The 12466-nt window shown below is 67.5% G+C and carries 13 protein-coding genes; 7 read left to right on the forward strand and 6 right to left on the reverse strand.

Features of this window, described 5'->3' with window-relative positions; genetic code table 11:
* The first annotated feature begins 217 nt into the window (after positions 1–217).
* The 6 genes from upp to abc-f all read left to right on the forward strand — a co-directional run bounded on the left by upp (position 218) and on the right by abc-f (position 5299).
* On the forward strand, positions 218–871 hold the full coding sequence (gene upp, locus PFX91_RS17475) for a uracil phosphoribosyltransferase (protein ID WP_285733229.1): 654 nt from the start codon (positions 218–220) through the stop codon (positions 869–871).
* 358 nt (positions 872–1229) lie between these two features.
* Positions 1230–1463, forward strand: coding sequence for a hypothetical protein (locus tag PFX91_RS17480; protein WP_285733231.1), 234 nt, complete (start codon positions 1230–1232; stop codon positions 1461–1463).
* A gap of 433 nt (positions 1464–1896) precedes the next feature.
* Positions 1897–2061 (forward strand): hypothetical protein, encoded by a 165-nt coding sequence (locus tag PFX91_RS17485; protein WP_170293704.1) that lies wholly within the window; start codon positions 1897–1899, stop codon positions 2059–2061.
* Positions 2062–2079: 18 nt separating this feature from the next.
* Positions 2080–2589 (forward strand): PH domain-containing protein, encoded by a 510-nt coding sequence (locus tag PFX91_RS17490; RefSeq protein ID WP_285733235.1) that lies wholly within the window; start codon positions 2080–2082, stop codon positions 2587–2589.
* Positions 2590–2959: 370 nt separating this feature from the next.
* Positions 2960–3190, forward strand: coding sequence for a hypothetical protein (locus tag PFX91_RS17495; RefSeq protein ID WP_285733237.1), 231 nt, complete (start codon positions 2960–2962; stop codon positions 3188–3190).
* A 456-nt stretch (positions 3191–3646) separates the two neighbouring features.
* Complete coding sequence (gene abc-f, locus PFX91_RS17500; RefSeq protein ID WP_285733239.1) at positions 3647–5299, forward strand: ribosomal protection-like ABC-F family protein; 1653 nt, start codon at positions 3647–3649, stop codon at positions 5297–5299.
* Positions 5300–5407: 108 nt separating this feature from the next.
* Here abc-f and dnaB read toward each other — a convergent pair whose 3' ends face one another.
* Complete coding sequence (dnaB, locus tag PFX91_RS17505) at positions 5408–7813, reverse strand: replicative DNA helicase (RefSeq protein WP_285733241.1); 2406 nt, start codon at positions 7811–7813, stop codon at positions 5408–5410.
* 349 nt (positions 7814–8162) lie between these two features.
* On the opposite strand from dnaB, the gene PFX91_RS17510 reads away from it, so the two are divergent.
* Complete coding sequence (locus PFX91_RS17510; RefSeq protein ID WP_285733244.1) at positions 8163–9512, forward strand: MATE family efflux transporter; 1350 nt, start codon at positions 8163–8165, stop codon at positions 9510–9512.
* 63 nt (positions 9513–9575) lie between these two features.
* Here PFX91_RS17510 and PFX91_RS17515 read toward each other — a convergent pair whose 3' ends face one another.
* From PFX91_RS17515 to rpsF, 5 genes are all read right to left on the reverse strand, one after another.
* Positions 9576–10400 (reverse strand): peptidoglycan recognition protein family protein, encoded by an 825-nt coding sequence (locus PFX91_RS17515; protein WP_285733246.1) that lies wholly within the window; start codon positions 10398–10400, stop codon positions 9576–9578.
* A 228-nt stretch (positions 10401–10628) separates the two neighbouring features.
* Positions 10629–11075: a 50S ribosomal protein L9 gene (gene rplI / locus PFX91_RS17520; protein WP_285733248.1), complete on the reverse strand. Its 447-nt coding sequence runs from the start codon at positions 11073–11075 to the stop codon at positions 10629–10631.
* A gap of 26 nt (positions 11076–11101) precedes the next feature.
* The gene (gene rpsR / locus PFX91_RS17525) at positions 11102–11338 is read right to left on the reverse strand and encodes a 30S ribosomal protein S18 (RefSeq protein ID WP_285733249.1); all 237 of its coding nucleotides are present in this window, start codon (positions 11336–11338) and stop codon (positions 11102–11104) included.
* 126 nt (positions 11339–11464) lie between these two features.
* The gene (locus PFX91_RS17530; protein WP_285733250.1) at positions 11465–12040 is read right to left on the reverse strand and encodes a single-stranded DNA-binding protein; all 576 of its coding nucleotides are present in this window, start codon (positions 12038–12040) and stop codon (positions 11465–11467) included.
* 112 nt (positions 12041–12152) lie between these two features.
* Positions 12153–12443, reverse strand: coding sequence for a 30S ribosomal protein S6 (gene rpsF, locus PFX91_RS17535; protein ID WP_285733251.1), 291 nt, complete (start codon positions 12441–12443; stop codon positions 12153–12155).
* Positions 12444–12466 lie beyond the last annotated feature (23 nt).

Consider the following 12466-nt stretch of genomic DNA (forward strand, 5'->3'; position numbering starts at 1 on the left):
GTCCGTGTAAGTCCGGACCACGCTCTCATGAGAACGTGGTCCGCGCTCCCCCGAGGTGTCACGGCGGATCATGGAAGGCCGTCGGTCGGTGCACGCTTCTTTCCCAGGGCGGAGGGCCGACTCGCGGGGCGCCGGTCCGGTCGACGCGCACAGTTAGACTCGGGCTGCCCTCCTTCCCCATCACCACCCCGTCATCCCAGCTCAACCGGAGAACGTTTTGGAAACCCTGGTCGTCGACCACCCCCTGGTCGCGCACAAACTGACCGCCCTGCGCGACGTGCGGACCGACTCACCTACCTTCCGACGCCTGACCGACGAGTTGGTGACCCTGCTCACCTACGAGGCGACCAGGGACGTTCGAGTGACGGACGTCACCATCCGAACGCCGCTCATGGAGACCACCGGAACGCAGTTGTCGCGTCCCACACCCCTTGTGGTGCCGATCCTGCGCGCGGGCCTTGGCATGCTCGACGGGATGACCAGGCTCCTGCCCACCGCAGAGGTCGGCTTCCTCGGCATGGCCCGGGACGAGAGGACCCTACAGCCCGCCACCTACGCCGACCGGTTGCCACAGGACCTGTCCGGCCGCCAGTGCTACGTGCTCGACCCGATGCTGGCCACCGGCGGCACCCTGGCCGCGGCGCTCAAGCTCCTGGTCGAGCGGGGCGCCGACCACATCACCGCGATCTGTCTGCTGGCCGCGCCCGAGGGCCTGGCCTCCGTGGAACGAAAGCTGACCGAAACCCTGAGCCCCGACCACGGAGCCACCCTGCGCGTGGTGACGGCCGCGATGGACGAGAGGCTCGACGAGAACGGCTTCATCCTTCCGGGGCTGGGAGACGCGGGCGACCGCCTGTACGGCTGCTCCTGACTCGTCTCCGCTCCAGCGCCCTTCGGATCACCGGATGGGCGCTTTTTCGGCTCTTTTTGAGAGAGCATGAATGAATGTCCGAAAAGCGGGCATGCCCTCCGTGTCATTGACGTCTCCCCAGGTGGGCGGCGAAGTCCGGAGCAAGACGCATTCGTTTTGAGACTGGAACGTAACAGACAGAAGTGATCATGGTTCCTGACCACCCGTAACGGGGAGACCTGCCGAACCAAAACCTCCACCTGGAGTTCACCGGGCCGGCCGCGCGCTTTCCGTCACGGTCTCCACGCCACCCTCTCGCCATTACCGAAAGACCCCGAGCGAACACCCAGAGCAACGCCCGCAGTCCCCAAGGAGTGAGATGCCCCAGTCCCCCTCCCACTCGACCACCCGCGACTCTCGCTTCGACCCCGTCCTGGAACGGCTGTCCACCGAGTTCTCCGGCGTACACCACCAGGCCACCATCAGCCGGTGCGTCGAGGCCGCCAGACACGGCGCGGAGGACGTCACCGGCCGAGCCACGCCCGACCTCGTCGAACGGATCGCCCGCCAGCACCTCCAGGTACTGGCGATGGCCTTCGCCGAGAACGCCTAGGAGCCGTCCGGCGGGGTTCCCGAGGAGCCGCAGGCGGGTCGGCCGACCATGAGCCGACCCCCCGGTGTCCCGACGCCTCCCCTCTGTCTGTGAGATTCCCGAGAGGGCGAGGTCCGAGGAGGTCACCGCCGTGAAGTCGGACCGACTCGGGGTTTTCGGACCGTCCGCCTCCGGCAACGGGGCTGGGGCTTAAGAAACCTCCGCTTATATTTGCTTATGTCCCAAATGCCCTGACCTGGCCTGGGACGGAATCGTATTCCGGACCACCAGTCACTGGGTTACCAACACCACCGGAACCGGACAGAGTCCGCAAGAAAGGAAGGCCGGTCATACCGCCACGCCGAGGGTGCACCCCAGGCTTTACGGGCATGATGGTCAGTGCGAGAATCACTTCTGGGTCGGTGGGTCAGGTGGATTCCAAAGGGAGTCAGTCGTGGCGAAGTTGAAAAAATGGGGCGGCTACGCGCTCATCGGTTTCGTGGCGTTCTATCTGCTCACGCAACCGGAAAGCGCCGCCGGGGTGATCCAGAGTGCACTGGGCGGTCTGATGGGTGGCGCGGAGTCGATGTCCCGCTTCGTCAACGCACTGCTGCCGTAGTAGGGATGGTCTGGTGCCATGCGGCTCGTAGCGTCGAGTAACAGCGCTCCAGCTTCGGTCAACCGGTATCTCCTGCCGCACGAGCAGGACGTGGTGACCATCCGACGGCATCCGGCGGTCCTGATCGGACCGGTCGGAGCGGTGCTGGGCGCGCTGGTCGTCGCGGGGATCCTGAGCAACACCGCCATCGCGGACAACACGGCCGCCCTGGCCATCATCTGGTGGCTGTGGTTGCTGGTGCTGGTGTGGTTCGTCTGGCAGGTCGCGGAGTGGTCGGTGGACTACTTCGTCATCACCTCGGCACGGCTCCTGCTGACCACCGGTCTGATCACCCGGCAGGTGAACATGATGCCACTCGGCAAGGTCACCGACATGAGGTTCGAGCGCACCCTGATGGGGCGCTTCCTCGGCTACGGGACCTTCGTCATGGAATCGGCCGGTCAGGACCAGGCGTTGAGCAAGATCTCGTTCATTCCGTACCCGGAGCAGCTCTACCTGGAAGTCGTGGGGCTGATCTTCAAGGAGTGACACGGCCGTACGACGCCGGCACAGAACTCGGGCACCCGCCGTCGTGGCGGGTGCCTTCGCCTGTTCTCGGACCGGGAGCCCCGCCACCGGAGAATCGGGGGCGAGGAGCACACGGGAGGCCACCGATTCCCAATGTGTTCATCTTCTGTTCACCTTGCCCCGAAGACACACCTCTCTACCCTCATCATCGGTGACGTATTCATCACCCAGAGTACCGGCAGCTCACATCAACCCCCTCTGAACTGCGAAAACAAGAGAACCCCGGATGCTACCCAGGGTTTCCGTGACGCAACTCTCCGAAAGAGAAGTTGACTCCAAGGTGAACATCGGGTTAACTTAGGTCATCTGAGACGGGAAAGAGGAGGGCTTCATGGCGCATAGGACGGATCGTGCCCCCAGGCCCGCCCACTCCGTCACGACCCGTCGGCGCATCCGCACCTCGGCCGAGACCCGCCGCCTCTCCGGACTTCCGCTTGAGCCGGCCCCTGTCCCGCAGCCGCGTGAGGACGCCGACGCCATCGCTTCCGAGCACCCCATCATGCACTGGGTGCTGGTCACTGACGAGAATGGGCGCAGCCGCCCCGAGGCACGCTGGCTCTGACTCTGAGCCGGATCGCGCTTCCTGTGGGCCCCCGCCGGTGGACGGCGGGGGCCCACGGTCTTCGCCCAGGCACCACGGCGACGCTTCGTCGACAAGACGCTTCGGTGCGAAGAGCCGTCCGTACGTCCTCAACACGTCTCCCCCGTACCGGGAACGACGTCCTCTCCCGCCGGAACTCCCTTGACGTCTTCCTCGGGACGAACGTAACGTCGCTCTCATGAGGCTCTACTTCTTCCTGTAGCCGCGCACCGGACACCGCGTCGAGTACGCCGCCGGCGCTTTTCGCGTCGTACAGCGGGCGCTCCGCGGGGTCCCACCGCGATCGACCGCGGAAGGCCTCACCGTTTCCTTCGCGGGCCCGTTTCTCGTAGCGGTCCCCGTCCGAAATCCCATGACGCAGGTACTCCGCCGTCGGTCCGTGATCTTTTCCCTACCGCATACCAAGGAGGTGCGTCCATGCTCGCGGCCCGGGTACGAGCGCAGTCCCAGCTCACTTTCCACGAGGTCACCAAACGTTACGGCGACCACACCGTGTTCGACCGTGTCAGCCTCACCATCGGTCCCGGTGAGCGCGTCGGAGTCATCGGAGACAACGGCTCGGGCAAGAGCACGCTGTTACACCTGATCGCCGGGAAGGAGACCGCCGACAACGGAGAGGTCGTGGTCAGGGCGCCGGGAGGCACGGGTCACCTGCCACAGACCCTCGAAGGCTCCGGTCCGCGGATCGGCACCGTGGGCGAGGCGATCGACTCCGCTCTGGCCGTCCTGCGTCGGATGGAGGCACGCCTGCATCAGGTCGAGGCGACCCTGGGGTCGGCCACCGCGGAGGAACTGGACGCCTATGGCGACCTGCTCTCGGAGTTCGAGGCGTGTGGCGGCTACGACGCCGACGCCCGGGTCGACGCCGGTCTGCACGGTCTTGGGCTACCCGGACTGGAAAGAGACCGCCCCTTGCGCACGCTCTCGGGAGGGGAACGCTCGCGGCTGGCACTGGCGGCGATGTTGGCCGCCTCGCCCGAGCTGCTCCTGTTGGACGAGCCCACCAACGACCTGGACGACCGCGCGGTCTCCTGGTTGGAGGATCGGCTCCGCCGGCATCGGGGCACGGTCGTGGCCGTCACCCACGACAGGGCCTTCCTGGCCAACGTGACCGACACCGTCCTGGAGGTCGATCACGAACTCCGTCGTGTCCACCGGTACGGCAACGGGTACGGCGGTTTCCTGGCGGCGAAGGCCGCGGCACGGGAGCGTCGGGTCCGCGAGTACCAGGAGTGGAGAGCCGATCTGGACCGTCAGCGACGCCTGGTGAAGAACAACGTCCGGCGTCTGGACACCATCCCCCGCAAGATGGAGAAGGCCGCGTTCGGACACGGGGCGTTCTCGATGCGAGGGGCCGCTCACGGCGCGATGAGCCGGGTCCGTCAGGCCAAGGAACGGGCGCAACGACTGACGGAGAACCCGGTGGCGCCACCACCGGTGCCGTTACGGATGAGGGCGGAGTTCGCCGGGGCCCGAGAGAGCGACGAGGTGGCGGCCTCCCTGACCGGGGTTCGGGTCGGCGACCGGTTGGACGTTCCCGCGCTGGAGCTGGCCCAGGGCGAACGCGTCCTCGTCACCGGACCCAACGGGGCGGGAAAGACCACCCTGCTGCGTGTGATGGCCGGCGAGACGACCCCCGACACGGGCCGGGTCCTCGTGTTCGGTCGGGTCGGTCACCTGCGTCAGGAGGAGGGGAGCTTCACCGCCGACCAGACCGTCCTGCACGCCTACGCCGCCGGGCTTCCCGGTGTGCCGGAGGACCACCGGGACGCACTGGCCTCTTCGGGACTGTTCCGGCCCTGGGAATTGGACCAGCCCGTGTCCTGCCTTTCGGTCGGACAACAGCGCAGGATCGAGGTGGCCCGTCTGACCTGCGGCGTGTACGCACTGCTCCTGCTCGACGAGCCGACCAACCATCTCTCCCCCGGGTTGGTGGAGGACCTGGAGGAGGCGTTGTCCCACTACGACGGCGCTCTGGTGATGGTCAGCCACGACCGCGGCATCCGCAGGAGTTTCCTCGGTCGGCGCATCGAACTCCGAGAGGGCACCATCGTCGATGACTCCGAGTGAGGACTCCTCAGCGATTTGTCGACAAATCGGTTTGACCATAAACAGGCATCTCGACTGACCGATATAGAGGCTCACCGTGGTGGGGCGAGCCCGCCCTCGCCGGTCCGTCTAGCCGGGCGCCATGTCGACGAATCGACTGTAGTGCCCCTGGAAGGCCACGGTCACATCGGCGGTGGGACCGTTACGGTGCTTGGCCACGATGATGTCCGCCTCACCCGCGCGCGGTGACTCTTTGTCGTGCACGTCCTCACGGTAGAGCAGAATGACCATGTCGGCGTCCTGCTCGATGCTTCCCGACTCACGCAGGTCGGACACCTGTGGACGCTTGTCGGTCCGCTGCTCGGGACCACGGTTGAGCTGGGAGAGCGCCACCACCGGAACCTCCAGCTCCTTGGCCAGGAGCTTGAGGGACCGGGACATCTCCGAGACCTCCTGCTGCCGGCTCTCCACCCGACCGGGTGAGCTCATCAGCTGGAGATAGTCGACGATGACCAGTTTGAGGTCGTGCTGTTGTTTGAGCCGCCGGCACTTGGCCCTGATCTCCATCATCGACATGTTCGGAGAGTCGTCGATGAACAAAGGGGCGTTGGCCACCTCCCCCATGCGTCTGGCCAACCGGGCCCAGTCCTCGTCGGTCATCAGTCCCGAGCGCATGGTGTGCAGCGGCACGCGTGCCTCCGCCGACAGCAGGCGCATGACGATCTCGTTACGCCCCATCTCCAGGCTGAAGAAGACCGTGGTCATGTCGTTCTTGATCGACGCCGCGCGAGCGAAGTCCAGAGCCAGCGTGGAGTTGTGCGTGGGGATCATGGACCGGGTGGCCAGGAAGAGGTGGTCGGGGTGGTCGACCTGCACGCAGCGGACCGGAACGCTCGCCACCGGGCGCACCTCGGTGATGAACCGGGAGCCGATCCGTACGTGTTCGCGGTCCGCGCCCCGTTCCCGGTGAGCCCTGCGCCGACGTTCGGTCCTGAAGACCTCCTCCGTGGAGGCGAAGACGACCGTGTGACGGGTGGAGGAGCTCTCCGCACCGCCGTGGACCCGCTCGGTCGACGTCCGCGTGCGGTGTCCCAGGCTGTGCACCAGTTCCCCGAACCCGTTCGCCAGACACTCGTCGGTGGTCTGGAAGCGGAGGGAGCCGTCGGCCTCCACCGTTCCGCCGGCGTCCAGGAGCCCGGCCAGGAGCGCTCTGCGCTGGGCGACCGAGGCGCGCAGATACTCCTGGGGGATGTGCTTGTTCCCCAGGACACCGAGGGCGCGCAGCAGCGCCGGGACACCACCGTCGTGTTCGAGTGGCGAGAGCACGTCGAAGACCGCTCCGGTGGGGTCGGCCGGTTTGGTGACGAGCCCCTCCGCCTCGACGTGGAGCAGGATCTCGGGGTCGTCGACGGTGATCCGGGCCGCGTGGGAGGCACCATCACCGAGCCAGACCCCGAGAAAGTAGGGCGGCAGGGGAAGCTCACGTTCGGGCAGCTCGACCGGGGCGGTGTTGGCCACGGAGTGGTTCGCTCCCCGCTCCCCCGTCTCAGGTCTCAGGGTCCGGGCGATCTCGCGGGTGGTGCGCACCTGGGGAAGGGCCCCTGGAGCGGCGTCCCCCGTCCCGACCTCCCGGACGGCGTGCCGTGAGGCGTGCGTGTGGGTGGACCACTGGTGTTCGGCGTCCGCGACGACGGTGGTGCCGTCGTCGAAGACGACCTCGAAACACGGACGATCGGTCATCACCTCGGTGGCCGCGACCACGCGGGTGGGCGTGCCGTCGGCGGCGATCAGCCTGCCGCCGACCTCCACCTCCCCCATGGTGGTCCACCCGTCGGGGGTCGGCAGCGGGGTGTCCAGGGCCAGCGCCTTGCCCACCGCGGGCCGTGCGGCGATGATGATCATCTGACCGGGATGGAGACCGTTGGTGAGCGCGTCGAAGTCGGCGAACCCGGTGGGGACACCGGTCAGGGTGCCGTCGTGGGCGCTGATGGCCTCGATCTCGTCCAGGGCCCCCGGCATGATGTCCGCCAGGGCGAGGTAGTCCTCGCCCGTGCGCTTCTCCGCGACCTTGTAGATCTCGGCCTGCGCGTGGTCGACGAGATCGTCCACCTCCCCGTCGCCGGAGTAACCGATCTGCGCGATGCGGGTGCCCACCTCGACCAGACGACGCAGGATCGCGCGGTCGGAGACGATCTTGGCGTAGTACCCCGCGTTGGCCGCGGTGGGGATGGCCTCGGTGAGGGTGTGCAGGTACAGCGCACCGCCCACCCGGGCTGCCTCGCCGCGCTTGGTCAGCTCCGCGTTCACCGAGACGGCGTCCACGGGCTCACCCCGGGAGAAGAGGTCGACGATGCTGTCGTAGATGATCTGGTGCGCGGGGCGGTAGAAATCCGCGGAGCGGATGATCTCCACGACCTGGGTGATGGCGTCCTTGGACAGCAGCATGCCGCCGAGCACGCTCTGCTCGGCCTGGATGTCATGGGGTGGGGTGCGCTCGTATCCGCCTTCTTCGGGTGGTTGCTCAGCCACACTCACGAACGCTCTCCCCCAGGACGGAACTCCAACGGGCCCGGGAACGGGCCGCCCCTTCCAGGATGCCCCATGACGAGTGCAAGGGACGCCCCGGCCGAGGGTTGTGGACGAGTCCCTTACCACCATGTCCGGTGCCTCGTGGGGCATTGCGAACATAGGTTGTGCACATCACCTGTGGATAACTTTGCCACGACCCTCGCATATAGCCATTGACCTGCGAAAACATGCCACACAGGCAGGGCGTGCAAGATGCCTCACAGGACGTGTTTCCACAGGTTATCCACAGGCTCGCGAGTAGCTGTGGACAACTCCACATCCGTGTAGAACCCCTGTCCGATACCGTGGGTTCGCCATGCTGAAACCGCTCTCGGCCGCTCCCTTCCGGCACCGCCATGACCGCGAGATCTTCGCGTTGGCGATCCCGTCCTTCTTCGCCCTCATCAGCGAACCACTGTTCCTGCTCACCGACTCGGCGATCGTCGGCACCCTGGGGACCCAGGAACTCGGTGGGCTCGGAGTCGCCGGCCAGGTACTGCTCACCCTGGTGGCCGTCTGCATCTTCCTCGCCTACGGCACGACCGCCGCGGTCTCGCGCAAGATGGGGGCGGGCGACATCCCCGGCGGCGTCCGCGACGGTGTGAACGGCATGTGGCTCGCGGTCCTCCTGGGGATCGGGGCGGTCGCGATCGGCTGGCCGCTGGGGCCGGTCCTGGTGGACGCGCTCGGCGCCTCCGAGGGCGTGGCTCCGCACGCCCTGACCTACCTACGGATCAGCCTGCTCAGCACCCCCTTCCTCCTCCTCGTCATGGCCGGCACGGGTGTCCTGCGCGGTCTACAGGACGCCCGTACGCCCTTGGTGGTGGCGGTCGCCTCCTACGCCGGGAACGCGCTGCTGTGCGCGCTGTTCGTGCTCGTCCTGGACTGGGGGGTGGCGGGCTCCGCCTGGTCGACGGTGATCGCCCAGGGCGCGGGCGCCTTCTGGTACACGGCGATGATCATCCGATCCGCCAGGCGCGTGGGCGTCTCCCTCGCCCCCACCGCGGCCGGACTGCGTTCCTCCGCCTCGGCCGGGTTCGCGCTGTTCCTGCGCAGCGTGTCGATGCGCGTGGTGGCTCTGGTGACCACCGCGGTGGCGGCGCGGCTGGGCGACACGTCGATCGCCGCGCATCAGGTGAGCCACAACATCTGGGGGCTGTTGGTGTTCGCCATGGACGCGATCGCCATCGCCGGACAGGCGATCGTGGGCCGCTACCTGGGCGCCGGGGACGTTCGGGGGACCCGGGACGCCACTCGGCGCATGGTGGAGTGGGGCGTGATGCTGGGTCTGGTGTTCATGGTGATGGTGTTGCTGGTCCTGCCGTGGGCGTGGCTCCCCTTCACCTCCGACCCCGAGGTGCGGGCGCTCATCATGGCCTCGCTGGTGGTGGTCGCCCTGATCCAGCCCCTGAGCGGGGTGACCATGGTCCTGGACGGCGTGTTGATGGGCGCCGGGGACCAGCGCTACCTGGCGTGGGCCTCCCTGTGGACGATGCTGGCCTTCCTCCCCTTCGCCCTGGTCCTGCCACAGGTGATGAGCGGTGCGGTGTGGAGCCTGGTGGGTCTGTGGATCGCCTTCGCCGTATGGATCCTGGCCCGCGCCCTCACACTGGGCCTCCGGGCGAGGGGCACGGCGTGGCTGGTCACCGGCGCGAGCCGCACCTGAACGACGAGGGACTCCGCCCGGTCGTGACGGAGCCCCTCGTCCACGCACCGGCGGGCCGCGCGCTCACGGTGCCGTGTCGTTCCCTCCGACGGTGGGACCGTGGTAGAAGGTCGCCGTGCTCTCCGTGAGCGGGACCGTGGGGTAGGTCGGGAGCTCCTCCACCGCGGGCTCGGCGCCCGCCTGGTGGCTCAGGCGTCCGCGCATCCTCCTTCGCACCTCCGAACGCAGCCGGGGCAGCATCGCGTAGAGCCGGTCCCCGGGGCAGCCCGTGGGGTTGTAGTCGCGATGGCCCACGATGGCCTGCTCGGGGTCCAGTCGGTAGGCCAGGCACAGCCAGACGCAGGTGTCCACCAGTGCGGAGAACAGGACCCGGGGCGGGGTCGCCGAGGTATAGGTGCCCTCGTTCTCGATACCGATGGCGTGCCCGTTGTGGTCGGCCGTGTGCGCGCCGACCACGTGGTGCCCCGCGCTGATGGCGCGCAGGGTCTGGTCCCGGCCCTCCATGACGTGTCCGCCGCGGCTGATGGTGAGCTGCTGCCCGATGTCGCTCCATCCGTTGCCGTCCATGTGGTGACGCTGGATGTTGCGGGAGAGCGCGGCGGCGTGCGAGGTCGAGGTGCTGGACACGTTCGCCGTGGCGGTGTGGTGCACGACGATGTGCGTGGGTCCTCGCCCCAGGACATCGATCCTGCTCGTCGGTTCGCGGGCCCCCCAGTCGGCGCGTGTGTACACCTTGGGTCCGGTGGCCGCGGAGGCTTCGCCCGCAGTGGAGATCCCCGTCATCCCACCGAGGAGCACTCCTCCGGCGACGAGGGCGCTGTCCCGCAGAAGGGTCCTGCGGTCCACCCGTGTGCGTCGGCCCGACTCGTCTCTGCTTTCCTCGTGCATAGGTCTGCCGTCCTCTCCGTGCGGGATGACGCAACATACGACACCCACACAGGGACACGATAAATTACAAAGAGTAACCAAAGGGCCGCTTTCCGCGACCACGGCGTGTCAATGGGTGAGACCGGGAGCACGAAGCACCGCCCTACTGGGCGGTTCGTCGAAGCCGGGAACGGCGAAGGCCCCGCCTCCTCGGAAAGGAGACGGGGCCCGACGCGTTCGATGCCCGGATCAGGCGCCGACGATGTCCAGCTTGATCGTCGCGGAGACCTCGGGGTGCAGGCGGACCTGAGCCTTGTGGTTCCCGACCGTCTTGATCGGGTTCTTGATCTCGATCCGACGCTTGTCCAGGTCGGGACCACCGGTGGCCTTGACGGCCTCGGCGATGTCCGAGGGCGTGACCGATCCGAACAGGCGGCCACCCTCGCCGGCGCGCTGCTTGAGGCGCACGGTGAGAGCGTTGACCTGCCCGGCGATCTGCTGCGCCTCCTCCAGGGTCCGGACCTCACGCACCGAGCGCGCACGCCGGATCAGATCGATCTGCTTCTGACCACCGCGCGTCCACCGGATGGCGAGACCACGGGGCATCAGGTAGTTGCGGCCGTAGCCGTCCTTCACCTCGACGACATCGCCGGGGGCTCCGAGACCGTTGACCTCGTGGGTCAAAATCAGCTTCACGACAAAAACCTCCCTCGATATCGCCGTCAGCGGGCGCTGCTGGTGTAGGGCAGCAGGGCCACCTCGCGCGCGTTCTTGATCGCGGTCGCGACGTCACGCTGGTGCTGGGTGCAGTTACCCGTGACGCGGCGGGCACGGATCTTGCCACGCTCGGAGATGAACTTGCGGAGAAGCGTGGTGTCCTTGTAGTCGATGTAGGACTGCTTCTCGTGGCAGAAGAGGCAAACCTTCTTCTTGGGCTTGCGCACTGCCGGCTTCGCCATCGTGGTGCTCCTTCGCAAGAGCCCCGGATTCCTTCCGGGGATGGGCTGGGACATGTGGAAAACGACCTGGCGCCTCGGGGCGCCCGGCCGGGTACTGCGGACCGACCTCGGGAGACCTCGGACCGGCTAGAACGGGGGTTCGTCGGAGAAGCCTCCGCCGCCGAAACCGCCGCCACCACCGCCGCTGTTGGTCGCCCAGGGGTCGTCGGCGGGGGGACCGCTGCGGCCTCCGCCGCCCTGGCCGCCGCCGAAGCCGCCGCCCTGGTTCCCGTAGCCGCCGCCCTGGGGCTGGCCGCCACCGAAACCGCCGCCACCGCCGAAACCGCCGCCGCCCTGGCGCTGCGTCTTGGTCACCTTGGCGGTGGCGCTGCGCAGGGCCGGGCCGACCTCTTCGACGTCGATCTCGAAGACGGTCCGCTTCTCACCCTCGCGGGTCTCGTACGAACGCTGCTTCAGGCGGCCCTGCACGATGACGCGCATACCGCGCTGGAGACTCTCTGCCACGTTCTCCGCGTACTGCCGCCAGACGGTGCACGTGAGGAACATGGACTCGCCGTCCTTCCACTCCCCCGACTGTCGGTCGAAGGTGCGGGGGGTCGAGGCCACACGGAAGTTGGCGACCGCGGCTCCACTGGGAGTGAAGCGCAGTTCAGGGTCGTCGACCAGGTTGCCGACGAGCGTGATCTGGGTTTCGCCTGCCATGGATGGGCTCCGGTTCGAGGTAGTCGGATCAGGCGGTTTCGCCTGTTCCCCCGATCATCCCCGCCGGTACTGACAAGCGCGGGGGTGTCGGGGCCAGGGGTGTGGTGCCGCCTCAGCGGGCCTCGGGACGGAGCACCTTCGTGCGGATGACGGCCTCGGCCAGACCGAGCTGACGGTCCAACTCCTTGACCGTCTCGGGCTTGGCGCTGAGGTCGATGACCGCGTAGATGCCCTCGGAGTTCTTCTCGATGTCGTAGGCCAGGCGGCGCTTGCCCCAGATGTCGACCTTCTCGACCGAGCCGCCGTCGTTGCGGACGACGCCGAGGAAGTTCTCCAGCGACGGGGCGACGGTGCGCTCGTCGAGGTTCGGGTCGAGGATGATCATGATTTCGTAACGACGCATAGGCGTACGTTCCTCCTCTGGAC

The organism is Nocardiopsis sp. ATB16-24 (assembly GCF_030271535.1).
Taxonomy (GTDB): Bacteria; Actinomycetota; Actinomycetes; order Streptosporangiales; family Streptosporangiaceae; genus Nocardiopsis.

What these genes read in the sequence shown, in the direction of transcription:
- PFX91_RS17480 (WP_285733231.1), top strand. Translation starts at nt 1,230, where the DNA reads ATGCCCCAGTCCCCCTCCCACTCGACCACCCGCGACTCTCGCTTCGAC.
- PFX91_RS17490 (WP_285733235.1), top strand. Translation starts at nt 2,080, where the DNA reads ATGCGGCTCGTAGCGTCGAGTAACAGCGCTCCAGCTTCGGTCAACCGG.
- PFX91_RS17495 (WP_285733237.1), top strand. Translation starts at nt 2,960, where the DNA reads ATGGCGCATAGGACGGATCGTGCCCCCAGGCCCGCCCACTCCGTCACG.
- abc-f (WP_285733239.1), top strand. Translation starts at nt 3,647, where the DNA reads ATGCTCGCGGCCCGGGTACGAGCGCAGTCCCAGCTCACTTTCCACGAG.
- PFX91_RS17510 (WP_285733244.1), top strand. Translation starts at nt 8,163, where the DNA reads ATGCTGAAACCGCTCTCGGCCGCTCCCTTCCGGCACCGCCATGACCGC.
- PFX91_RS17515 (WP_285733246.1), bottom strand. Translation starts at nt 10,400, where the DNA reads ATGCACGAGGAAAGCAGAGACGAGTCGGGCCGACGCACACGGGTGGAC.
- rpsR (WP_285733249.1), bottom strand. Translation starts at nt 11,338, where the DNA reads ATGGCGAAGCCGGCAGTGCGCAAGCCCAAGAAGAAGGTTTGCCTCTTC.
- PFX91_RS17530 (WP_285733250.1), bottom strand. Translation starts at nt 12,040, where the DNA reads ATGGCAGGCGAAACCCAGATCACGCTCGTCGGCAACCTGGTCGACGAC.
- rpsF (WP_285733251.1), bottom strand. Translation starts at nt 12,443, where the DNA reads ATGCGTCGTTACGAAATCATGATCATCCTCGACCCGAACCTCGACGAG.